This is a genomic window from Rhizobium sp. ZX09 (assembly GCF_017357485.1).
GTDB classification, from domain to species: domain Bacteria; phylum Pseudomonadota; class Alphaproteobacteria; order Rhizobiales; family Rhizobiaceae; genus Agrobacterium; species Agrobacterium pusense.
In genome coordinates, this window is the sequence record NZ_CP031363.1 from 897,150 (window position 1) to 917,695 (window position 20,546).

Below are 20,546 nucleotides of genomic sequence, written 5' to 3' on the forward strand. Positions count from 1 at the left end.
CGTGCAGATTAACCTGTAAAAGTTTGAAACCCGTTTAGCCGTTCGGTTAAAATTCTAGACAATGCTGTGATTATGCTTTGGCGATACGGCATTGGTAACAATTGTTTCGTGCGGAACGGACATGGACATAGGCGACGTCTTCGCGCCCCAGAAGTGCCCGCGCCCGCGAGACGATCTCGCCGGTGGCCGTTACCGCACCCGTGCCATAGACAATACGGTCATCGTCGCCATATCCGCGCACGATATAATCGGGGCTGTCCAGCATCGGCGGAAGGATATCTGTCAGTGGATAACGATCGCAGGCTTCGGCATGCAGGAAGACCGGCCCAGTCTCGGCGTAGGGCTGCAGCGAGGGAAACGGCCGGTAGGCGAGTACGAGCATGGCTTCACCCGCGCCGATCTGGTCGAGGCAGTGGCGACACGGCATGCCGCCGGGAGACACGGCTGTTTCCGGTCGATTGCCATAGGCATCGGCGGCGCCCGCGCGGAAATCCTCGGCGTCCTTAGCCGGCATTGCGGTGAAAACGATATTGGTCATGGCGGCCTCTTCTGGCTGGGATCGGCGTTGCTTCTTTGCAGCTATGGTCCCGAAACGCGCTGCTATCCACCCGATTCTTGACAGCTGATGCAACCAGCCCATTGCGTGACTCGTTAGGTTCGGGAATCAGTGACGCTCCTCGTTCCCGGAAGGTCTGATTTTATGTTCCGTCGTTTTCTGGCCGCCGTTCCGCTGGCTTTCGTATCGTTGACGGCTCCGATTGATGCCGAGGCGCAGGTCGCCTCCGGTATCGACGGCCTGTCCGACGATCAGCTCCAGCAGGCGGTCAATTTCGTCATCGGCAACGCGATTTTTTCGCTCTATCACGAGGGCGCGCGCATGCTGATCTCGGATTTCGGGACGGCGGACACGGCAAGTGTGCAGGCCCCGGCCGACCAACTGGCAGGAACGCTGATCCTGCAGGCCAATGAAGAATGGCTTGACACCGCGCTCGTGAACGCCACCGACAGCTGGTATCTCGCACGTGAGGCGGAGACGCTTCCTGAGCACGAAGCCCCTGTCTTCTCCGCGCTGGTGCCCGACAGGAGCCGCGACCGCAACATGGCCTGCCTGATGGTGGGCCGCGACAAGGACGGTTATGGCGACCTCGCCGCCATGATGGGGCTTCCCAATGCCGAATTTGACAAATGCGCCGCGGCCTATCCGGCGGTCGCTTCGGCCTGGGAGAATTTTCTCGCGCCCCACCGCAGTCAGACGCCTTCCAGATTCTCCGTCAGCTACGTGCCGCCGCGCGATCCGGAACTTGAACCCTATGCCATCATGATCAAGGAATCGAAGGTCCTCGATCTCATCAGCCGCAGCTTTGGCGGTTATGGCCTGAAAGGGGACGTGAAGCTGACGGCCAAGTCCTGCGGTCGCCCCGATGTCTACTGGTCGGCGGAAAAGCGCGAGATCACCTATTGTTATGAACTCGGCAAGTTCCAGGCGGAACTCATTGCCGATCATCTATTGAACACGGTCACCGAAGACAAGGGCGCAGCCGGCGGGCAGATCCCGACTGCCGCGGTTAATCTGGAACGGGAAATCTGAGGCCAGGGTTGCAGTCGCCGATAGCCTGGCCTCCTCATGATAGAGGAGAGTGCCGTGCCGAAGGTTGTCGTTCGCAATTTCGCCATCTCGCTTGACGGATATGGGGCAGGACCAGATCAAAGTCTGCAGAACCCGCTGGGTGTGAAGGGTGAAGAGTTGCACCAATGGGCCTTCAAGACCCGCACCTTTCACCGCATGTTCGGTAAAGACGGCGGCTCGACCGGCACCGACGAGGATTTTTCCGAAAAGAGCTTTGAAAATATCGGAGCATGGATTTTAGGCCGCAACATGTTCGGGCCGGTGCGCGGCGCATGGCCGGATGAAAACTGGAAAGGCTGGTGGGGCGACGAGCCGCCTTATCATGTTCCAGTCTTCGTCCTGACGCATCACGCGCGACCGTCCTTCACGATGCAGGGCGGTACTGTCTTCCATTTCGTGACCGACGGCATCGAGGCGGCGCTCGACATGGCGCTGGCGGCGGCAAATGGCAGGGATGTCCGCATCGGCGGCGGGGTTTCCACTATCCGGCAATATATGGCGGCGCGCCTGATAGATGAGCTGCATCTGGCGCTGGCGCCGGTTTTTCTCGGTCGCGGCGAGCAATTATTCGAAGGCATGGATTGGCCCGCCCTCGGTTACCGCTGCACGGGAACGGTGGCGGGCGAGGGCGCGACACATCTGATTATCGACAAAGCGTGAGCGCCGCGTCCCTTTTTACCATCCCTCCCGTGAACGACACGGGATGATAAGGCGCGTAAACCGCTACCCCTCAATTGCGTAGCGATATCTCCAGGAGCTCCGTATCGGCCAACGGCTCCACCCAGGCCTCATAGGTGCCCACGGGCGAAAAGCCCATCATCTGGTAAAGCTGCAAGGCGCGCGGATGGTCGAGCGTGTTGGTCGTCACCGTCACCCGCTGCGGATTGTCCTGCCAGGCGGCGTAAAGCGCCTGCAACAGGAACCACTTGCCGACACCAGCGCCGATCGCTTCTTCGAGCAGCCCGAAATAGGAAAGCTCTGTCACCTCGTCGCTTGTCTTGTTCAGCTCGAAGAAACCGGCGGGCGCACCGTTCATATAAAGAACCGTAACGCTGTTTTTCGGATCGCGCAGGATGGCGGAAAGTTCAGTATCGCTCATGCGCATGCGCTTTTGCCAATGCCATCGCTTTCCAACCCGCCAGTACAGATAGCGGTAAAAATGCAGGGGAATATTGTTGACCCGCATCAGCGCCGTCTGGATGTTGACGGGGATCGGCAGGCTGACCTTCGGCGGTGCCGTCATTTCGAGCTGCGTCACGTGCGCCTTCAATGGGCCGTGCGACAGCGTGGGGATCGCATCCGCCGGACCGGTAACCACCGGCGTGTCCTGTAATCCGCCCCATTCCGACCATGAGCCGTCATAGAGAGAATTGTCCTGATGACCGAGCGATTCCAGCGCCAGGGTAATGACGGCTGCCGTCACACCCGAACCGCAGCTCGTTACGACGGGCTTCGTAAGATCGATGCCGGCATCGGTCACCATTTTGCGGATTGCCGTAAGGTCCTTGAAGTGGCCGTTTTCGGAAAAGGCTGTCGCCGGCAGGCTGCGTGCACCGGGCATATGGCCCGAACGCATGCCCGCACGCGGCTCGGCCTCCTCGCCGGTAAAGCGGCCGGCACCGCGAGCATCTGCAATCTGCTTTTCGCCGCTGTCGACAATACCGCGCATGGTGCCAAGCGAGGTCACACGTTTTTCGTTGAAATCGGGTGTGAAGGTTGTGGGCTCAATTTGCGGCGCGCCGGTTTCCAGCGGCCGGCCTTCGCGCTTCCAGCCGTCCAGGCCGCCATCCAACACATAGGCCTTGTGCACGCCCATTACCCGCAGCATCCACCAGACGCGGGGTGCGGAAAAGAAGCCCGGACCATCATAGACCACGATCGTATCGGTCTCGCTGAGGCCGAGCGCGCCGGCCTGTTCCGCGAAAAATTCAGGCGAGGGCAGGGAGTGCGGCAGGCCGGTCGTGTGATCGGCGATTTTATCCTGATCGAAGAACACGGCGCCAGGAAGGTGACCCGCCGCATATTCTTCTGCGCCGTTGCGCTTATGCGCCGGCAGATACCAGGAGGCATCGACGATGCGAAACCCGGGCGTGCCGAGCTGTTTCTCAACCCAGTCCGCCGAAACGACGAAACGGCTCTTATCCGTGCTCACGATGTCTCTCCCGATCTCAGGCAACAGCTTCAGGCGCGCCGAAACGAATGCGGAACCGCCTGTTCTCCTTGCCCTTCTTTTCTATCTTGGCAATGTGAATATCGCCCACTTCCTGCGTTTCGGATACATGGGTGCCGCCGCAGGGCTGGCTGTCTATGCTGGAATTTGCGCCGATGCAGACGAGGCTGACCCGACCGAGGCCCATTGGCGGACGCACATTCTTGGATTTGACAATGCCGGGATTGGCCTGAAGCTCCTCGTCCGTGATCCATTGCAGGAAAACGGGATGATTGGCTCTCACCAGTTCCATCAGCCTGGCGGTTACGTCGTCTTTGTCAATAGTCTCCGACATGTCGAAATCGACACGCGACTCGTCCTCACCAACGGCTGCTCCTGTGATCGGCCATTGGCAGACGACGGAGAGCAGATGGCAGGCCGTGTGCATGCGCATCAACTTGTAACGACGCGGCCAGTCCACATGCAGCGTCAGCTTTTCCCCGACTTCAGGAGACGGCTGATCCTCAAGCGGGACATGGATGATGACGCTCTTGTCGGCGCCATGCTTTGTAATTCCGAGCGCGATGCGCGAACCATCAGCGCGCTCGAGAAAGCCGGTATCGCCAGGCTGGCCGCCCGAGGTGGCATAAAAACAGGTCTGGTCGAACTCGATGCCGCCGTCCTCATGCACCGCCGTGACGATCGCTTCTGCGGTGGAAAGATAAAAATCGTCACGGAACAGGGCATTCACAGGCATTTCGGCATGTCCTCAAACGGTTTCGTACGGAACCGAAATATCGGTTTTCGTCGCCAGCCACTGCGGAACGGGAAGGCCCTTGGACCGCAGGAACTCTGGATTGAAGAGCTTCGACTGATAACGATTGCCGTAGTCGCAAAGTATCGTCACGATTGTATGCCCCGGACCAAGCTCACGGGCAAGCCGGATTGCGCCGGCGATATTGATGCCAGTGGAGCCGCCGAGGCACAGGCCTTCCTTCGTTACCAGATCGAAAAGGATGGGCAACGCTTCCGCATCCGGAATGCGATAGGAGAAATCCGGTGTGAAACCCTCGAGATTGGCGGTGATGCGCCCTTGCCCGATGCCTTCCGTGATGGAGGTGCCTTCCGATTTCAGGACGCCATTCTTATAGAATTCGTAGAGGGCCGCTCCCTCGGGATCGGCAAGGCCGATCTTGATGTCGGGATTGAAATCGCGAAGGCCGTCCGCCACACCCGCCAGCGTTCCGCCGGAGCCGACCGCGCAGATGAAACCGTCGACCTTGCCATCCGTCTGGTCCCATATTTCGGGAGCAGTGGTCTCGATATGAGCCTGTCTGTTGGCGATATTGTCGAACTGGTTAGCCCAGATCGCGCCGTTCTCGTCCGTCGCCGCAAGCTGTCTCGCTAGCCGGCCGGAGACTTTCACGTAATTGTTCGGGTTGGAGTAGGGAGCTGCCGGGACTTCGACCAGCTTTGCGCCGAGAAGCTTCAGCGCGTCCTTCTTTTCCTGGCTCTGCGTTTCGGGAATGACGATGACCGTCCTGTAACCGAGCGCATTGGCGACCAGCGAAAGGCCGATGCCGGTATTGCCCGCCGTGCCTTCCACGATGGTGCCGCCCCGGCGCAATTGTCCGCGCCTTTCGGCGTCGCGGATGATGTAGAGCGCGGCGCGATCCTTTACGGACTGGCCAGGATTGAGGAATTCCGCCTTGCCGAGGATTTCGCACCCCGTCGCTTCAGAAGCAGCTTTCAGACGGATGAGCGGCGTATTGCCGATGGCACTGAGCGCAGAGGGGTGAATGGTCATGATTGAGCCTTCTTGTCTGAGCGGAAATTAGGTGCCGTTATGTCCCGTTACAACCGCTTCAAGGCAAGAAATTATCTTCCCGGCTTCGGCTTCGCCACGCAAAATTTTGCCGATACCCAGTTTTATGTCTTCTTCTTCACTCTGGCATAGGCAGCAAGTGCTCTCTCCCGCGCCCTGCCATGGTCGACAATGGGGTTCGGGTAGGTTTCCCCGAGCGTGATGCCCGCTTTGGTCAGCACCTCTTTCGGGGCCTCGAATGGTTGGTGAATATATTTGCGCTCTAGCCTTGCAAGCTCCGGTACGAAACGGCGGACATAATCGCCGTCCCCATCGAATTTTTCGCCTTGCAGGATAGGGTTGAAGATGCGGAAAAATGGCGAGGCATCCGCTCCCGAACCCGCCACCCACTGCCAGTTGGCGGCATTGGAGGCCGGATCGGCGTCCACGAGCGTATCGCGGAACCATTTCTCACCCTTGCGCCAATCGATCAGCAGATGCTTGATGAGGAAGGACGCCACGATCATGCGGACGCGTTATGCATCGTGCCGTGGCGCCATAGTTGCCGCATCCCGGCATCCACGATCGGATAGCCGGTCATGCCGCGCGTCCAGGCCGTGAAGGACTTGTCATCGTCCCGCCAGCTGAAGGCGTCGAAACTGTCGTTCCAGTTCTTTTCGTCCAGCTCGGGAAAATGAAACAGGAGGTGATAGCAGAATTCCCGCCAGACGATTTCCTTGCGAAAACGGCTGATATCGTTTGAGGCGATGTGGCGGGAAAGTCCCTCGTCGCATGCCAGACGGTGGCGGGTGAGATTTCTCCTATGCGAGGTGCGGTGAAAGCCGGGAAGTCGCGTCCTTCGCCGGCAGGTCGCGGCCCTCTTCATAACCTTTAAGTGCGCCGTCTATGAAATCGGAGAGCTTCTCCCGGGCCCCGTCTTCGCCAGGCGTCCAGATATCGCTAAACTCCCTTGCCCAGTCAGGCCTTTTGGGCAGCAGCTGCCATTCGTCGAGCGTTTCCGATCTTGGCCAGTTCCTGGGCGCGTTGAGTCTGTCTGGCCCATCCGCAGGCGCGTGGGGCTCTTCGCCGCCCTCCAGCGCGCGCCAGAACGGTGTATAGACCCGGTAGGGACCACCGGATTTCGTCTGCAGCTTCGATGGCTCATGCAGCAGATGTCCGGAAAAGCTTCGTACCGTCAGGCCTTCATCCCGGAGCGCGCGTTTTAAGGCCTTGTCGGTCGAAATACCTTCAGGATCATAGCGGCGGTTCCAGAATACGGTGTCTGCGCCGGTTTCCGCGATCAGCCTGCGCAAAACCTCCTCGGCGTCGCCGCTGGCGAGCACGAGGCGGCTGCCTGTTTTCTTGAGCGCGGCATGAAGCGCAGTGAGCGAGTGGTGAAGCCACCATTCCTGCGCACGCCCCAGCGCGCCGCAACATTTTTCCCTGATGTAGACGGGGATGACGGGACCTTTATGGTCGGCCGCCGCAAGCAAAGCGAGGTTGTCCGAAAGGCGCAGGTCCTTGCGGAACCACACGATGACGGGAGAGGCTTTTGTCTGCATGGGAGGGCCCGGTTCACTTCCGTTTGAACGAGTGTTGAAACGCTTTGTTCCGCAAATCGGCTAGAATGGAAAGATGGGGCACATGGTTTCTCGAGGGTTATTTTTTCGCTCTTGAAACCGCAGGTGAAGGGAACCAACTGGAGGAGCCGGCGTTTGTCGCGGGTTAATAGAGCATGGAAGTGCAATCAATGTTGCTGAATGACGTTAAGTGGGAAAAGCCCGTTACCATCTCCCTTGAAAACGGTGCCCCTCGAATTTTCACAGGCGTTTACGAAGCCTTCGATTTTCTCCAGCATGAGTGGCCCGAGCGGGGAGACAAGGCGCACGAACAGGCGCTTCGCCTGTGCCGCGCCTCGCTCATGGGCGATGTGGCGGGAGAGATAGCCCGCACGGCCTTCGTCGCCGCCAGCCGGCAGGCGCGTTGCCTCGTTGAGGAGCCGGAAAAAATCGCATCCTGAGCCGATTTTGGAACTGACGTGTGAAAGGCCACCCGCCCAAAACGGGTGGCTTTTTTGTTGTGCGGCAGGAAACGGGTTGTTTCGAATGCGGGATATGGCATCGTGCAGGCGTAAAGGCGAATGAGTGACGGTGATGGGCAGCCACTACGGCTATATTGTTTTTCCAACGGCGCTTGGCCATTGCGGCCTCGCATGGGCGGGGCGAGGTATCGTGCGTCTGCAATTGCCGGGAGCGGACGCCGGCGAAACGGAAAAGCTCCTTCAGAAGCGCCTGCCGTCCGCCTCCATCGCCGTTCCCGAGACGCGGACACGTGAGGTGATTGCGATGATCACCCGTTATTTCGGCGGTGAGGCAATCGATTTTAAGGACGTGGACCTTGATCTCGCCGGGCAGGAACGATTTTTTCTCGACGTCTATGCCGTCGCGCGACAGGTCGGCTGGGGCAATACGACGACGTATGGCGGCATCGTGAAGACACTCGGTCTTGGCATGGAGAGAGCACGCGACGTCGGCCAGGCAATGGCGAAAAATCCGGTGCCGCTGATCATTCCGTGTCACCGGGTCCTTGCCGCAGGTGGCAGGCTTGGCGGCTTCTCCGCCGTGCGGATGATGCGCAGGGCAGCCTGTTCTGAAGCAATGACAGATCAGCCCGCATGAATAGGCGTCTGATTTCTGCCCATTTCTCGTCAAATTGTCGCTAAATTGTCACAATACACGAACGCCCGCTAACATAAGGGCGAGACGTTTGAGAGTATCCGCGTTAATTCTATCCGTTGCTTTGTCTTTTACAGTCGTGGCACCGGCCTCGGCTGGCATGCTGAACCAGGCTGAGAAATACACCGGGCTGCATGAGTCCAAGAACAACAAAAGCCTGAAGAACATTCTTGGGGCAAATCCGAGAAGTACGCCGTGGTGCGGCCTTTTCCTGCATGCCGTAGCCAGCAAGGCCGGCCGGCAATCACCCAAATCCTACGGATTTGCGAAATCCTGGAGTTCCTTCGGTTATGCCGTCCCAGTTGGCCAGGCAAAGCCCGGTGATGTCGTCGTCATCCGCAACGGCCGGGGATATCATGCTGGTATTCTAAAGAGCATGAGGGGTAAGACCGCACAAATCCTGGGCGGCAACCAATCGGGCAGGGTGCAGGTCTCGAATTTTAACCGCAAGGCCATCGTTTCGGTTCGGCGATAAATTCCCTGCATTCTCTTGATAAAGGCGGGCCTCGACCCGCCTTTTCCTTTTAAGGCTGTTCTCTCGTGCCTGGCGCCGCCTCGCGCTGGTCGTCATCCTCCAGATCGGTGGCGACAATGAAAGCATCCTCGTGCTGCCTTGCAGCCTGCCGGCGTGCACGTAGGTTCATGCTCTCGTCCGGATAAATCTCGCCTTCCTTGTCTTTCAACTCGCTGTCTGTCTCGAAACGCGCAACGTCGTCGTCTTCAATATCAAGCGGTTCGGTTTTCGGCTTCTGCGGGGTGTTCATGAAGCGATCTCCTGCTGGTTTCTGCAGGCCAAACGCTCGGCAGCCGATGCCGGTTCCCTTTCTCGCCAAAATGCTCATTCGTCGCAGGTCGATGCGGAACTAACTCTGGCTTTTTTTGTTTTTTCAATGGCACAATTGAAGCTGGTGCAACGCAAAGAGGGAGGTCCGTTATGAGCCACGACCGCGAAGCCGCAATCCGTGAAAAAGCGCGCGCAATATGGGAGAGGGAAGGAAGACCCGACGGGCATCATGAAAGACACTGGATCGAGGCGGAACGGGAAATCTCCGCGGAGGCGGAACCGGCAAAACCCAAAAGCGGAAATGGCGTGAAGAAGTCCGCTTCCACCACCGCGTCAGCGGAGAAGGGGCCTGCAAAAAAGTCGCCCACGAAAAAAGCCAATTCGACAAAGGCAAAATCTCCTGCGGTAAAATCGCTGGAGAAAGAGCAGAAATCCACGGACAAGAACAAGGAAGACGATTTGACCGAAAGCCTTGAGGAGAGTTTTCCGGCCAGCGATCCACCGGCATTGACCAACGCCACGAAGGCAACAAAACGGGCGGTCAAGAAAAGCTGATGGCTTGACGGCCGCACAGCAGGAAGTCACGACAACTTCCAGGTCACGTCGGGCGAATTGCAGCTGCACTTCGCTCGACTAACGCGCTTTTGAGAAAAATGGCTCCCCGGGCCGGATTCGAACCGGCGACCTGTCGATTAACAGTCGAATGCTCTACCGCTGAGCTACCAGGGAACGTGCGCTGCTTGGCGCGGTGTGAGCGGGGTAATACAAATGCTTTTCCGATTTGCCAAGCGCTTTTTTCAAAAAAAACGCATTCCTCTTGTTTTATCCCTCCGGAGTCCCGATTTTCCGGGCTTATCGACGCTGAAAAAATTATCCACAGGCCAGATGCTGAAGGGCGGATTGGAATGAAATTCGGAATCGACCACAGAACGGGTCGTCTCAATCTCGGAAAATGGAGCCTTGCCATGCCGCGTTCGCGCGTCGGCAGGATCGCAACGGGTTCGGCGCTGGTCGTGGGCGGTACGCTGGGCTTTTTGCCCATTCTGGGTTTCTGGATGGTTCCCGTCGGCCTTGTCGTGCTTTCCCACGACCTGCCGGCTGTTCGTCGCCAGCGGCGAAGGCTGGTGATCTGGTGGGCATCGCGACGGAACCGGCGGGAGCCCCGCGACCGACAGTAGTCCTCCTACGCCCCGATGGAGCTGCTGATGCCCTGGCCTGCCCAGAAGGCGGCATAGGCGAGTGCAGCGAAATAAATCGTCGTCAGCCCTAGAAAGAGGTAACCGCCCAGCACCGTGACGCCGTCCCGCTGGATCATGCCCGCTGAGAAAAGCAGGATCGCAATGCCCGGCAGGGTGTTGGAAAAGGGAATGAAGCCGAGCGGCATCATCAGAAGCACGCCCGCCGTCATCAGGGCGAGGCCGTTTATCCTGTTGGCGATGACGCCCGTCGTCAGCGCCGGAATGCGTGGACGGATAAAGCGGTCCAGTCTCGATACGATCGCCACACCCTTTTGCAGCGCCGGGACCAGCTTTGCCGTTTCCATCTGCCGGTCGAGAATTTTCGCCGGCAGCCATGGCAGGCGATTCATCGTGATCGCGAGACTGACGAGAATGATTGCGGCACCGAAAACGGTGCTGACTCCGGGAATGGAAACCGGGATCAGAAAGGGCAGGGAGGCTATGGCACAGATGAGCAGCAGGCCCTGTTCACCGATCGCTTCCATCAATTCGCGCAATGTGATCGTCTGGCCCTGTAGTTTTCCTATCAGCTTTTCAAGCGTGGTGCTGAGCTTTTCAGACGTATCAGTGAATGCGAATTCGTTCGACATGCCGCTTCCCGGAAGTTGTTCAACTCCGGGATTGATACCATTCCTCCGGCCCGATGCCTATCACAGATGGAAACGGGCCTCTTCACATTTGGTCATGCCGTCCGAAAGATCTAATGCGAAACCCAGTTGCTATAGGCACCTGCAAGAAGAACCACCAGCAGAATGACAAGTATGACCGGATTGATTGATGTAACGAAGTTGACATAGTCCATGATAACTTCCTCCTCTTCCCGCCACCTCTTATTCTACAGCAAAAAGGCGAGTTCATCTACCTAGAGATGAAATTTCGCATCGCAGCAACCAGTCTCCGGTATGGATTGGAATCGTGGGACTTTTTCATTTTCCGCGATGCAAAAATAAATCTTCCAACATTTGCCATTCTCTTGAGTTGTCTCTAATCCTGCTTCGTGACGGGTTTCCGGACCCGCCGCCTGCCGTTGATTGACCGGGTGAAATTCCGCCTGTGTCTTGCCTCCGTCTGCCTCCTGACCATTCTTCCCCGGGGACATGAAAATGCTGAAAAACATCTATGCCTGGACGATGGCGCTCGCGGCGCGCAAAACCGCCGTGTGGTGGCTGGCGATCGTGGCTTTCGTGGAAAGCTCCGTTTTCGTCGTTCCTGCCGACGTGCTTTTTTTGCCCATGGTATTGGCGAAGCCGAAAAAAGCGATGTTTTACGCGCTCGTGGCCACGGTCGCCTCGGTTCTGGGGGCATAGCGGGCTGGTTCCTCGGTCATTATGCATTTGAGAGCATTGCCCGGCCCATTCTTGAATTTTACGGCAAGCTCGACAGCTTCGAGCATCTGAAGAACTCGGTGGATTATGAAACCATCGTTCTTCTGCTGGTGACATCGGGCCTTGCGCACCTGCCGCCAATCAAGGTGGTTACCATTCTGTCGGGCGCGGCCAATATCAGCCTTGGCCTGTTCATTCTGTCGGCGGTCGTCACGCGCGGCGCGCGCTTTTTCATCCTTGCCGGTTTGCTGCAGAGATACGGTGAATCGGTCCGCCATTTCATCGAAAAACGCCTCGGCGCCATCACGGCCGCGGCGGCGGCGGCACTTATCGCCATCTATGCGGTTTACGTTTTCGTGCGTTGATCGAAAGCAATTTTTCTACTCTTACAATACTGTCGCATAACTTTCAGCCTACTGTCAGAATCCACCTGTATCGGTTCCCGTGTCCAATCAGGGAACCGTTTTATTATGCGAAGATTTTGGAAGTGCTCCTTTGGGGGCATGGGCCTCGTCGTGCTTGCGGCAGGCGGATATCTCTATGCCATTCAACTCCTTGGCAACTTCCACGAGGTGATGGCCGGGCAGCTTTATCGCTCCAACCAGCCGAGCAGCGAGCAACTTGTTCGCTACACCAAGGATCACGGAATAAGGACGGTGATCAATCTGCGCGGGTCAAATGAATCCCAGGCGTGGTACCGGGATGAGGTCGAGACCTCGCGCAAACTCGGATTGAATCATATTGATTTTGGCATGTCCGCGAGCCAGGAGCTCAACATGAGCCAGGTAAACGACCTGGTCGCGATCATGCGTGACGCGCCGAAACCGATTCTCATTCATTGCAAGGCGGGTGCGGACAGGACGGGCCTCGCGACCGCGCTTTATCTCAGTCGCGTCGCGCGTCTTGGGGAAAAGGAAGCAGAAAGTCAGCTCTCGGTTCGCTATGGCCACATCGGCATTCCCTATCTCTCGCAAACCTATGCCATGGACCGGACCTGGGAAAATGTGGAGGATATGCCGATCACTGACGACTTTGCCATCGCTTCCAATGAATATTGAGCAAGGCTTCGACCGGTCGGGACGCAACTGATAACGCTCCGTTTCTGAAGCGCCATTGGCTGTAATGCTTCTGTGAATTGTCCACCCGCGCTTCGGCCCTCTGTCGGCAGGGGGAGCTTTTATCGGCGCGTGGAATCTGTTCGACTTGACCGCGTCATGGGTATCGGAGACCAGCTGTGGATAAGGCGATTTCTAATCGCGCTCCATGTCCGGCGTCCACCCGCGCGTATATCCTTTTCCCATGATGGCGACAGCGAGGGACAGCTGCTCCTGCAAATGCTCGATTTCGCCGAGTAGCGCCTCGACGGCCGCCCTTGCATTACCGTCATGACACTGGATGACGTATCCTGCTATGTCGTCAGGCCGTATGGGGGGGATCTTTTTAGCGTCGGACATGGTGGGTGACCTCTCTTTTGTTCACTAAATGTTCTAATTTTAGCAGAGAGTCAACACGGCAATGCACATCGTCGTTTGACGGAGGACGACGGCATATCGCGCCCGCTTTTTTTGTAGAATTTGCCGGTGAGCACCTAAGCAAAATGGGCCGGTGGACCTGGGGTCCTACAGGAGCTTTAACCCAACCCAAGCGCGGCGTCGCCCGATGGGTTAATGGACCGAAGGATCCTCGCTATCCAGAAAGCTGCGAATACCGTCTTTTTCGCAGGTAGCCAGGAATTCTTCCCATGCGTCTTTGTCGGTTGCGAAAGGTTCGTCCCAGGTGGTGACATCGTCGTGCTCGCTGATAACTTCCAGGGTCCAGTCTTGCTGGGTGCCCGCGGGCCGGTAGATGTCAACAAGGACAGTGATACCCTCGTCTTCAAACTCGCCTGAAAATTCCGAGTGTTCTATTTTCGGTTTTTTTGCCATCTCAGCACACTTCGTTTTCAAGGCTTGAATAAATGCACACCCGAACAGGATGTTTGAAACCTGCGCATAACGCTCGTTACTGGAGCGCTAAAACAAATATAGCCAGCTCTGGGGGAACTGGCTATCTATCTGATTTAATGGTCGGAGCGGCGGGATTCGAACCCACGACCCCTTGACCCCCAGTCAAGTGCGCTACCGGGCTGCGCTACGCTCCGAACCTGAAAGCCGTTTATATAGAAGCCTGTTAGGGCGCAAGCGGAAAATGGCCTTTTCTAAAAAAAACGAACAAAGGATGTGGACTGCGGGAATGGGATCAATGGAGCACCGCGTTTTGCTGGCTGCGTGGCTGTCAAACACCTGACACATCATCTTTTCATCATGGCCGGAACCTGCCGCGATCTTTAACGTTCATTCGCAGCGGAATTGAAACTCAGGGAGACAAACAATGTCCGAACTTGTCGTTGTCGGTTTTGACGGAACGGAAGAGGCCGACCGGGTCCTTCTGAAGCTTGCGAGCCTGAAGAAGGAGTATCTGGTCGATCTGGAAGATGCCGTTGTCGTGGTTCGCGATGAAAATGGCAAGGTTCATCTGAAGCAGAGCGTCAACCTGACAGCGATCGGTGCAAGTTCCGGATTTCTGTCCGGTGGCCTGTGGGGCGGCCTCGTCGGCCTGCTGTTCCTCAACCCGCTGGCGGGATTTGCGATCGGCGGTGCCATTGGCGCGGGAACGGGCGCGCTTGCGGGCTCGCTGACGGATTACGGCATCGATGACGATTTCATCAAATCCCTGGGCGAGACCATTCCAAACGGGTCGTCGGCTCTTTTCGTATTGATCCGAAAGGTGCAGCCGGAAAAGGTTCTGGCGGAACTGGAAGGGCTGCGCGGCAGGGTTATCAAAACATCGCTCTCGCCGGAGCAGGAAGCCGAACTACAGAAAGCACTTTCGGGCGGGAGCCATCAGCCTGCTACACCGGTTGCCTGAAACGGATAAAGCAACGCTGCGGCATCATCGATGTCGCAGCGCTTCTGCGTCAGCCGTTGCTGTCAAACGGTGAGTGTGCCGTCCTTAGCCTGCGGCCAGGTGAGATAATAATAACGGCTGCCGACACTGCCAAAAAACGCGTTGTCGCCGGAAATACCATCAATATAAGCCCCGTTGGCGCCCTTTGCATAGGCCGCTCCATCGCGTTTCAGATGATCCTTCAGGAAGTCGCTCCAGCCCGCCGTTGCGATCGCTGTGGCGGGTTTCGAGGCGGTCTTGGGGTCGTCTGTCACATCCCACGCTTTGATCTTTACGCCGTCCGCCGGGTTGAACACCGTCAGCGTGCCGGCAGCCAATGCTTCCAGCATCGCCTTGGCCTGCGCTGCCTTGGCGGGATCCCCGGACAGTTCTTCGAGCGTCGCTTTCAGATCCTTCATGAAATCCGCCTGGGTGATGTCCCCGGAAGCGGCCGTCTTGTCCGTATCACCGCTCTCCGCCTCATTGCCCGAGGTTTGCGCATATTGCGCCAGAAGCTGCGTCAGCCGCGTATTGCTGGACGAGGTGGAGGTGGTGGTGTCGATGCCATAGGAATTGAGGAGCGTCGTCCGTGATGATGTGGAAGTCGCAGCGGAGTTGTCTTCCTGTTCCCTGATGGCCTTGAGTGCCAGTTTGGTGGCGGTGAGACGTGTGGAAAGGTCGATGGAGGAGACCATTGCGCGGGATGTCCATGATCGGACCAGATACGCATCATCCGTACCGGGCCGGCGCGGCGTGAATCTGCGATTCCTGCCATTTGTCCTCTTTCATAAGAAGACCGGGTGCTTTCCAGCCGTTTTTTGGCTGGAACGCACCCGGTTTAATGGTCGGACTTTGCGCGACGCTTGCGGCTCAGTTTTCCTGAACGGAAACACCATTCGGGCCGATATTCATCTCGATCCCCTTGGGCTTGCTTTCTTCATGCCAGACGTAAATGCCAAGGCCTGCGATGACGACAATCAGCGCGCCGATGATGAGATAGAGATTATTGGTCTGCGTCATAAGATGTCTCCCCGTTTGACAATCAGAATCGGGGGCTAAACGCATGAAATCGTGGAAGGTTCCGTAAGGTCAGCTGTTTATGCGCCAACCGCACGCCGGCGCAGGCCTTCGCGTTTTTCCAGTGCCATGCAACCCCACAATATGCCGAGCAGCAGGAAGAAGTGTCGCCAGTGGTCGGTATCGATGACAGCACCAATCATCACATGCCCGACGAAAGCCACCCACGAAATGATCAGGAAGGCCTGCCACGGGCGCGGGCGCAAGAGATGTCTGAAACCGGCGGCGATGGTCCAGCAGATCAGGACGAGATAGATGACGAAGCCGAACCAGCCATGTGTCGTCAGGCTTTTCAGCCAGATATTGTGCTCGGCTGCTGGAAAGATATTGTCGAACACCATCGGGCCGATACCGAGCGGATGTTCCATCGCCAGCAGGAAACCGAGATAATGGCGGGCGAACCGTCCCAGATGGCCGCCATCATAAGATTGCACGGCCGAGGCGCGGCTGGAGAACAAATCGGCCACCTGTTTGAACTGCAGCGCGATGAGGACAGCCGCTACCATCAGTCCGGCGGCGATGAGAAACAGCACGAGGATTTTCAGGCGAAACGCCGCCGTACGTTCCTTCAGCATCATGACGAAGACGAGCAGTACGGTGGCAAACAGAAACAGCCCCCAGGCCGCACGCGAAAACGACAGGAACACGCCAAGCGACAGGATCAGCAGGCCGAGGATTCGCCAGGGTGCGTGCATCGTCTTGCCGGTCAGCAGGCCGTAGATGAGATAAAGCGATGGTGTCACCAGAAAGGGACCGAAGACGTTCGGATCCTGAAAGGCGCCCTTGGCGCGATCGTAAAGGGTGAAGACTTCGAAGCCCGGAATGGCATGAAAATAGCCGATGATGCCGAGCAGGGAGGTGATCACCGCCGCCGCCAGCCACGCCCGGAAAATCAAAAGCAGCCGCTGGTATCGGTCCTCGATGATTGCCGCGTAAAACACCGAAGTCAGCGCCAGAAATGTCGAAACGGCGAGATAAAGCGGCCCCTCATCCAGGTCGGCCATGGTGGTGAGCGAGAGATATCCGCCGATATTGAAGGCGAGCAACAGGCACAGCAGCAGGACGACGGTGCGCGAAAGTCGCAGGCCAAGCAGAAACCACAGGGCCACTTGCCCGACCATCATCAGCTCATAGGGCGCTGGCTCGGAGATAACGAAGCCGGAAAGAAACACGCCGAAGGCAATGAAGAACGAACCGATGAGCCGCATGGCAGCCAAAGGCGCATCGAAATCCGGGGCGTGCTGATAACCGGTGTGGGTCAATAGGCGTTTTCCGATTTGAGCAGCCGGATTGGCGTCAGGAACAGGATCTTGAGATCGAGAAACAGCGACCAGTTCTCGATGTAATAGAGATCATATTCGGTGCGAAACTTGATCTTGTCGCCATGGTCGATTTCTCCGCGCCAGCCATTGATCTGGGCCCAACCGGTTACGCCGGGCTTGACCTTGTGTCTTGCGAAATAATGCTCCACCACTTCGGTATATTTCAGGTCGCCGGTCTGGGCATGAACCGCGTGCGGGCGGGGCCCGACCAGCGACAGGTCGCCATGAAGAACGTTGAAAAGCTGCGGCAGCTCGTCCATCGAGGACTTGCGCAGAAAGCGGCCAACGGGCGTTACGCGCGGATCGTTCTTAGTGACGGCCTTTTTTGCGGTCGGGTCGCTGAGTTCCGTATACATGGACCGGAACTTCCAGACGTTGATGGTTTCATTGTTGAAGCCATGGCGCTTCTGCTTGAAGAGGATAGGCCCCTTGGACGTCGTTTTGACGGCGATTGCCGCGCCCACCATGACCGGCCACAGAAGGGCGATGCCGATGAGGCTGAAGGTGATGTCGAACAGCCGCTTCGCGACGGAATCCCAGTCCCGGATCGGTTTGTCGAAAACGTCAAGCATCGGCACCTTGCCGACGTGGGAATAGGCACGCGGGCGAAAGCGCAGCTTGTTGGCATGCGCCGCAATGCGGATATCGACCGGGAGCACCCAAAGCTTGCGCAAAAGCTGGAGAATGCGTGCCTCGGCGCTTAACGGCAGGGCAATGATCAGCATATCCAGTTTGGTCAGGCGGGCGAATTCCACCAGTTCGGCGAAAGTGCCGAGCTTGGGATAACCCGCGACGACGTCGGGAGAGCGCGCGCTTTGCCGGTCATCGAAGATGCCGCAGATGCGGATGTCGTTGTCGGATTGCTGCTCGAGCGAGCGAATGAGATCCTTGGCAGCATCACCACCGCCGACGATGACCGCCCGGCGTTCCATGACGCCATTGCGGCCCCAGTGGCGGATGGCGAAGCCAAGGATCAGTCTTCCGGTGAAAATGGCGATCGCGGCGATTGCATACCAGATGCCGAAGGCTTGCCAGGAATGCAGCGCATCGGGAAAAAAGAGCAGAAGGAAACAGGCTGTGCCAACGAAAGACAGGCAGACCGCGCCCTGAATGCGAGCGAACATCGACAGTGGCGTGCGTAGCGTCGGCAATTGATAACAGTCGCCGGCCTGAAGAAGAAAGACGCAGAGCGCGGCCCCCAGTACGCCGCCGCCAAAAACCGCCAAGAAGGTCTCAATACCCCGATCGGCGGCGACGCCGTTGATGATGGCGGCGATCACCACGAGCATGGTGAATTCCAGAAGCCGCAACTGGCCTATCACCATGTTCGGGGAGTGATTGCCGCCGCGAAGCTGGTTGGCAATCTGCCGTGCGAGGGGGTTGAGAACGACGGCTTCCGATGTCGAAGGCCCGTTGGCCTCTTGCTCGGAAATCTGTTTGCGCAACGACGCCAGATCGAATTGCAGTCTATCCTTGTCAGCCTTGGTCATTGCCTGGTCCGCACCCTCCAGCGCATCGGCGTGAAAATCGGCATCGATTTCCGACCGGACGATACGCAACTTCAAAGTGGTGGAGCGGGCCTGATGCATCCGGACGGACGCACGGCGCTCCACGATCTGGAAACTAGCCGAAACATGCTAAGAAACGTTTATGATGGGTTTCTTGAGGATGACGGAATATACAATCAAAAATCGTGTCTTTGAAATGATTTTAGAGCAACAGCAGGTCGCGATAGAGCTTCATCATGTCATCCGCCATGACCGGCGTCGAAAACTTCGCCCTGAAGCTGTCGGGGTGGGGCATGATCCGTTTCGCCCAACCGGCATCTTCGGCATCCCTGGCCATGACCCTCGCCAGCGCCTCGACGTCGCCGGCCGGGACGAGCGCGTCGCTTTCTTCTCCCAAGACTTCGGGAATCCCGCCGACATGGGAGGCGATGACCGTTTTCCCCGCCGCAAGTGCTTCCAGCACGATATAGGGCATGGCCTCCGCGCGCGAGGGGACCACCACCGTCGTGGCCAGGGCGAAGGCCTGTCTGGCGGGCATGGCGGCATGCATGGAAATGCGCCGGGAAAGACCGGCCTTGTCGATCATCGTCGCGTATTTGTCCCTGTCCGGCCCGTCGCCGACGATGACACCGGACATCGGCCGGCCGATGCCGCGCTCCATTTCCGCGAAGGCCTTGATGAAGAGGTCAGGCCCCTTAAGGTCGCGGAGCATGCCGATATAGAGGAAATGCGCCGCGCCCTCTTGCGCGGGGACGGGTTCGAACTCGTTTTCCTGTACGCCGTTATAGATCATCGCGGTACGGGTGCGCGGCTTGCCAACCTTGGCTTCATAGGCCGCCTGCTCGAACTTGCAGACGAAACAGAGCGCATCGGTGAAACGTTCCTGAAACCGCTCCAGCCGCAGGAAGAGCTGTCCTTTCAGGGTGTTGCGGGCATAATGCAGGCTTCCACCGTGCGGTGAATAGAGGCGGGCTACGCGATACCTGTTCGCCCGCAGCAATGAGCCGATCAGCCGGGCCAAAGCGCCACCCTTGGCGCTGTGCCCGTGCAGAATGTCCGGCCGCAAACTTTTGATGTGTTTGTAGGATTTCCAAAGCGCCAGCAGGTCGCCCGGGGTAATGGAGCGCCGGATGGGCAGGCGCGTCAGGCCGAGCTCCAGCAGCGGCGCAATCTGCGCGAAAAGCCTCTCCTCATGCGCGCCGCCGGTGGAGCTGTCGCAGACGATGCCAACCTTGTGGCCCTGCCTGACATGTTCTTCGATAAGATCACGCACATGGCGGAAAACGCCGCCCACCGGCGAGCGAAAACAGTGAATGATGCGCAGGGGAGGGCCGTCGTCCGACACGTTCGCCGCGCCCCTTTCAGAAGAATCGTTCACGCACATAGACGGTATCACCCGCAAGAATGGGTGCGGTGATACCGATCCGGCCCGTCATCACTTCCGCGTTTATCTTGCGGGTGACGTCGACATCTGCCTGATTGGCGCGCGGGCTGAAGCCGCCGGCAATGGCGATGGCGTTCTGCACCGTCATGCCCGGCACATAGGAATATTGGCCAGGACGGCCCACCTCGCCCATGATGAAGACGGGGCGATAACGATCTATCTCGATCGTGACATCGGGATCACGCAGATATCCCTGCCGAAGCTTGGCCGCAATCGCGGCTTCCAGCTGCGGCAGCGTCTTGCCCCGCGCGGGCACCTGACCGACGAGAGGGAAGGCGACATAGCCCGCCTGATCGACCGTATAGGTATTTGTCAGCCCGGCCTGTTCGAACACGTTGATACGCAGTCTGTCGCCGCTGTCGACGTGATAGGGTTGCAGTGCGGCCTCATTGAATGACCGTGGCGCAGGCTGATAGGCCGAACAGCCGGAAAGGGCCGTCAGAACGGCAAACGTCAGTGCGGTGACATGTCGTGATCCGGCGAGCGGCATCTCATCTGGCTCCGAGTCGAACTTTGATCATTCTTATCGTTCTGTTAGGGTTAATGCACGGTAAACGCGCAGCGTCAGGCCTGGTAATATCGGCTTTATTTCGTCGGAGTCTCGGTGA

Annotated in this window: 23 protein-coding genes, 2 tRNA genes and 2 pseudogenes; 10 read left to right on the plus strand and 17 right to left on the minus strand. The window is 57.9% G+C overall.

Annotation, left to right across the window (positions count from 1 at the left end; all coding sequences use genetic code 11):
• Positions 1–70 precede the first annotated feature (70 nt).
• Positions 71–538: a DUF1203 domain-containing protein gene (locus BTN45_RS04365; RefSeq protein WP_006697955.1), complete on the minus strand. Its 468-nt coding sequence runs from the start codon at positions 536–538 to the stop codon at positions 71–73.
• 162 nt (positions 539–700) lie between these two features.
• On the opposite strand from BTN45_RS04365, the gene BTN45_RS04370 reads away from it, so the two are divergent.
• Both BTN45_RS04370 and BTN45_RS04375 read left to right on the plus strand, forming a co-directional pair.
• Positions 701–1,588 carry a DUF4344 domain-containing metallopeptidase gene (locus BTN45_RS04370; protein ID WP_207589084.1) on the plus strand — a complete coding sequence of 296 codons (888 nt, stop codon included), beginning with the start codon at positions 701–703 and terminating at the stop codon, positions 1,586–1,588.
• A 54-nt stretch (positions 1,589–1,642) separates the two neighbouring features.
• Positions 1,643–2,287 carry a dihydrofolate reductase family protein gene (locus BTN45_RS04375; RefSeq protein WP_137068611.1) on the plus strand — a complete coding sequence of 215 codons (645 nt, stop codon included), beginning with the start codon at positions 1,643–1,645 and terminating at the stop codon, positions 2,285–2,287.
• A 70-nt stretch (positions 2,288–2,357) separates the two neighbouring features.
• On the opposite strand, the gene sseA is transcribed toward BTN45_RS04375, so the two are convergent.
• The 4 genes and pseudogenes from sseA to BTN45_RS04395 all read right to left on the minus strand — a co-directional run bounded on the left by sseA (position 2,358) and on the right by BTN45_RS04395 (position 7,142).
• The gene (gene sseA, locus BTN45_RS04380; RefSeq protein WP_207589088.1) at positions 2,358–3,779 is read right to left on the minus strand and encodes a 3-mercaptopyruvate sulfurtransferase; all 1,422 of its coding nucleotides are present in this window, start codon (positions 3,777–3,779) and stop codon (positions 2,358–2,360) included.
• Positions 3,780–3,795: 16 nt separating this feature from the next.
• The gene (locus BTN45_RS04385) at positions 3,796–4,533 is read right to left on the minus strand and encodes an alanyl-tRNA editing protein (protein ID WP_006697959.1); all 738 of its coding nucleotides are present in this window, start codon (positions 4,531–4,533) and stop codon (positions 3,796–3,798) included.
• Positions 4,534–4,545: 12 nt separating this feature from the next.
• The gene (locus BTN45_RS04390) at positions 4,546–5,583 is read right to left on the minus strand and encodes a cysteine synthase A (protein ID WP_006697960.1); all 1,038 of its coding nucleotides are present in this window, start codon (positions 5,581–5,583) and stop codon (positions 4,546–4,548) included.
• Positions 5,584–5,705: 122 nt separating this feature from the next.
• Positions 5,706–7,142, minus strand: a pseudogene (locus BTN45_RS04395) (deoxyribodipyrimidine photo-lyase).
• A gap of 188 nt (positions 7,143–7,330) precedes the next feature.
• On the opposite strand from BTN45_RS04395, the gene BTN45_RS04400 reads away from it, so the two are divergent.
• The 3 genes from BTN45_RS04400 (at position 7,331) to BTN45_RS04410 (ending at position 8,790) form a co-directional block, all read left to right on the plus strand.
• Positions 7,331–7,600, plus strand: coding sequence for a DUF982 domain-containing protein (locus tag BTN45_RS04400; protein WP_006697962.1), 270 nt, complete (start codon positions 7,331–7,333; stop codon positions 7,598–7,600).
• Positions 7,601–7,733: 133 nt separating this feature from the next.
• Positions 7,734–8,258 carry a methylated-DNA--[protein]-cysteine S-methyltransferase gene (locus BTN45_RS04405; protein WP_207589631.1) on the plus strand — a complete coding sequence of 175 codons (525 nt, stop codon included), beginning with the start codon at positions 7,734–7,736 and terminating at the stop codon, positions 8,256–8,258.
• An 88-nt stretch (positions 8,259–8,346) separates the two neighbouring features.
• Positions 8,347–8,790: a TIGR02594 family protein gene (locus BTN45_RS04410; protein WP_207589089.1), complete on the plus strand. Its 444-nt coding sequence runs from the start codon at positions 8,347–8,349 to the stop codon at positions 8,788–8,790.
• A 49-nt stretch (positions 8,791–8,839) separates the two neighbouring features.
• Here BTN45_RS04410 and BTN45_RS04415 read toward each other — a convergent pair whose 3' ends face one another.
• Positions 8,840–9,079: a hypothetical protein gene (locus tag BTN45_RS04415; RefSeq protein ID WP_004441242.1), complete on the minus strand. Its 240-nt coding sequence runs from the start codon at positions 9,077–9,079 to the stop codon at positions 8,840–8,842.
• Positions 9,080–9,249: 170 nt separating this feature from the next.
• Here BTN45_RS04415 and BTN45_RS04420 point away from each other — a divergent pair, with 170 nt between their 5' ends.
• On the plus strand, positions 9,250–9,654 hold the full coding sequence (locus BTN45_RS04420) for a DUF2934 domain-containing protein (protein WP_004441244.1): 405 nt from the start codon (positions 9,250–9,252) through the stop codon (positions 9,652–9,654).
• Positions 9,655–9,753: 99 nt separating this feature from the next.
• Here the strand turns inward: BTN45_RS04420 and BTN45_RS04425 are convergent.
• A tRNA-Asn gene (locus BTN45_RS04425) sits at positions 9,754–9,828 on the minus strand.
• Between the two features lie 176 nt (positions 9,829–10,004).
• On the opposite strand from BTN45_RS04425, the gene BTN45_RS04430 reads away from it, so the two are divergent.
• Complete coding sequence (locus BTN45_RS04430; protein WP_035207820.1) at positions 10,005–10,277, plus strand: hypothetical protein; 273 nt, start codon at positions 10,005–10,007, stop codon at positions 10,275–10,277.
• 5 nt (positions 10,278–10,282) lie between these two features.
• On the opposite strand, the gene BTN45_RS04435 is transcribed toward BTN45_RS04430, so the two are convergent.
• Positions 10,283–10,927, minus strand: a complete 645-nt coding sequence (locus tag BTN45_RS04435; protein ID WP_035207821.1) for an exopolysaccharide biosynthesis protein — start codon at positions 10,925–10,927, stop codon at positions 10,283–10,285.
• A 513-nt stretch (positions 10,928–11,440) separates the two neighbouring features.
• Here BTN45_RS04435 and BTN45_RS04440 point away from each other — a divergent pair.
• A pseudogene (locus BTN45_RS04440) lies at positions 11,441–12,027 on the plus strand (YqaA family protein).
• Between the two features lie 138 nt (positions 12,028–12,165).
• Positions 12,166–12,720 carry a dual specificity protein phosphatase family protein gene (locus tag BTN45_RS04445; protein ID WP_207589633.1) on the plus strand — a complete coding sequence of 185 codons (555 nt, stop codon included), beginning with the start codon at positions 12,166–12,168 and terminating at the stop codon, positions 12,718–12,720.
• Between the two features lie 192 nt (positions 12,721–12,912).
• Here the strand turns inward: BTN45_RS04445 and BTN45_RS04450 are convergent, their stop codons facing one another.
• The 3 genes from BTN45_RS04450 to BTN45_RS04460 form a co-directional block, all read right to left on the minus strand.
• The gene (locus tag BTN45_RS04450) at positions 12,913–13,116 is read right to left on the minus strand and encodes a hypothetical protein (RefSeq protein ID WP_207589095.1); all 204 of its coding nucleotides are present in this window, start codon (positions 13,114–13,116) and stop codon (positions 12,913–12,915) included.
• Positions 13,117–13,326: 210 nt separating this feature from the next.
• Positions 13,327–13,587, minus strand: coding sequence for a hypothetical protein (locus BTN45_RS04455; protein WP_004441257.1), 261 nt, complete (start codon positions 13,585–13,587; stop codon positions 13,327–13,329).
• A gap of 138 nt (positions 13,588–13,725) precedes the next feature.
• Positions 13,726–13,802 (minus strand) — tRNA-Pro (locus tag BTN45_RS04460).
• Positions 13,803–14,032: 230 nt separating this feature from the next.
• On the opposite strand from BTN45_RS04460, the gene BTN45_RS04465 reads away from it, so the two are divergent.
• A complete protein-coding gene (locus tag BTN45_RS04465; protein ID WP_004441259.1) occupies positions 14,033–14,569 on the plus strand; it encodes a DUF1269 domain-containing protein in 537 nt (178 codons plus the stop codon).
• A gap of 62 nt (positions 14,570–14,631) precedes the next feature.
• Here BTN45_RS04465 and BTN45_RS04470 read toward each other — a convergent pair whose 3' ends face one another.
• The 6 genes from BTN45_RS04470 to uppC all read right to left on the minus strand — a co-directional run bounded on the left by BTN45_RS04470 (position 14,632) and on the right by uppC (position 20,428).
• Complete coding sequence (locus tag BTN45_RS04470; protein ID WP_207589096.1) at positions 14,632–15,282, minus strand: hypothetical protein; 651 nt, start codon at positions 15,280–15,282, stop codon at positions 14,632–14,634.
• A 175-nt stretch (positions 15,283–15,457) separates the two neighbouring features.
• Positions 15,458–15,607: a hypothetical protein gene (locus BTN45_RS04475; protein WP_003521552.1), complete on the minus strand. Its 150-nt coding sequence runs from the start codon at positions 15,605–15,607 to the stop codon at positions 15,458–15,460.
• A 77-nt stretch (positions 15,608–15,684) separates the two neighbouring features.
• Positions 15,685–16,926, minus strand: a complete 1,242-nt coding sequence (gene uppF, locus BTN45_RS04480) for a polysaccharide biosynthesis O-antigen ligase family protein UppF (protein WP_004441266.1) — start codon at positions 16,924–16,926, stop codon at positions 15,685–15,687.
• Positions 16,923–18,476 (minus strand): polysaccharide biosynthesis glycosyltransferase UppE, encoded by a 1,554-nt coding sequence (uppE, locus tag BTN45_RS04485; RefSeq protein WP_004441267.1) that lies wholly within the window; start codon positions 18,474–18,476, stop codon positions 16,923–16,925. The genes uppF and uppE overlap by 4 nt, the downstream gene beginning before the upstream one ends.
• A gap of 220 nt (positions 18,477–18,696) precedes the next feature.
• Positions 18,697–19,839 carry a polysaccharide biosynthesis type 4 glycosyltransferase UppD gene (gene uppD / locus BTN45_RS04490; protein ID WP_207589097.1) on the minus strand — a complete coding sequence of 381 codons (1,143 nt, stop codon included), beginning with the start codon at positions 19,837–19,839 and terminating at the stop codon, positions 18,697–18,699.
• 16 nt (positions 19,840–19,855) lie between these two features.
• Positions 19,856–20,428 (minus strand): polysaccharide export protein UppC, encoded by a 573-nt coding sequence (gene uppC, locus BTN45_RS04495; RefSeq protein ID WP_004441270.1) that lies wholly within the window; start codon positions 20,426–20,428, stop codon positions 19,856–19,858.
• Positions 20,429–20,546 lie beyond the last annotated feature (118 nt).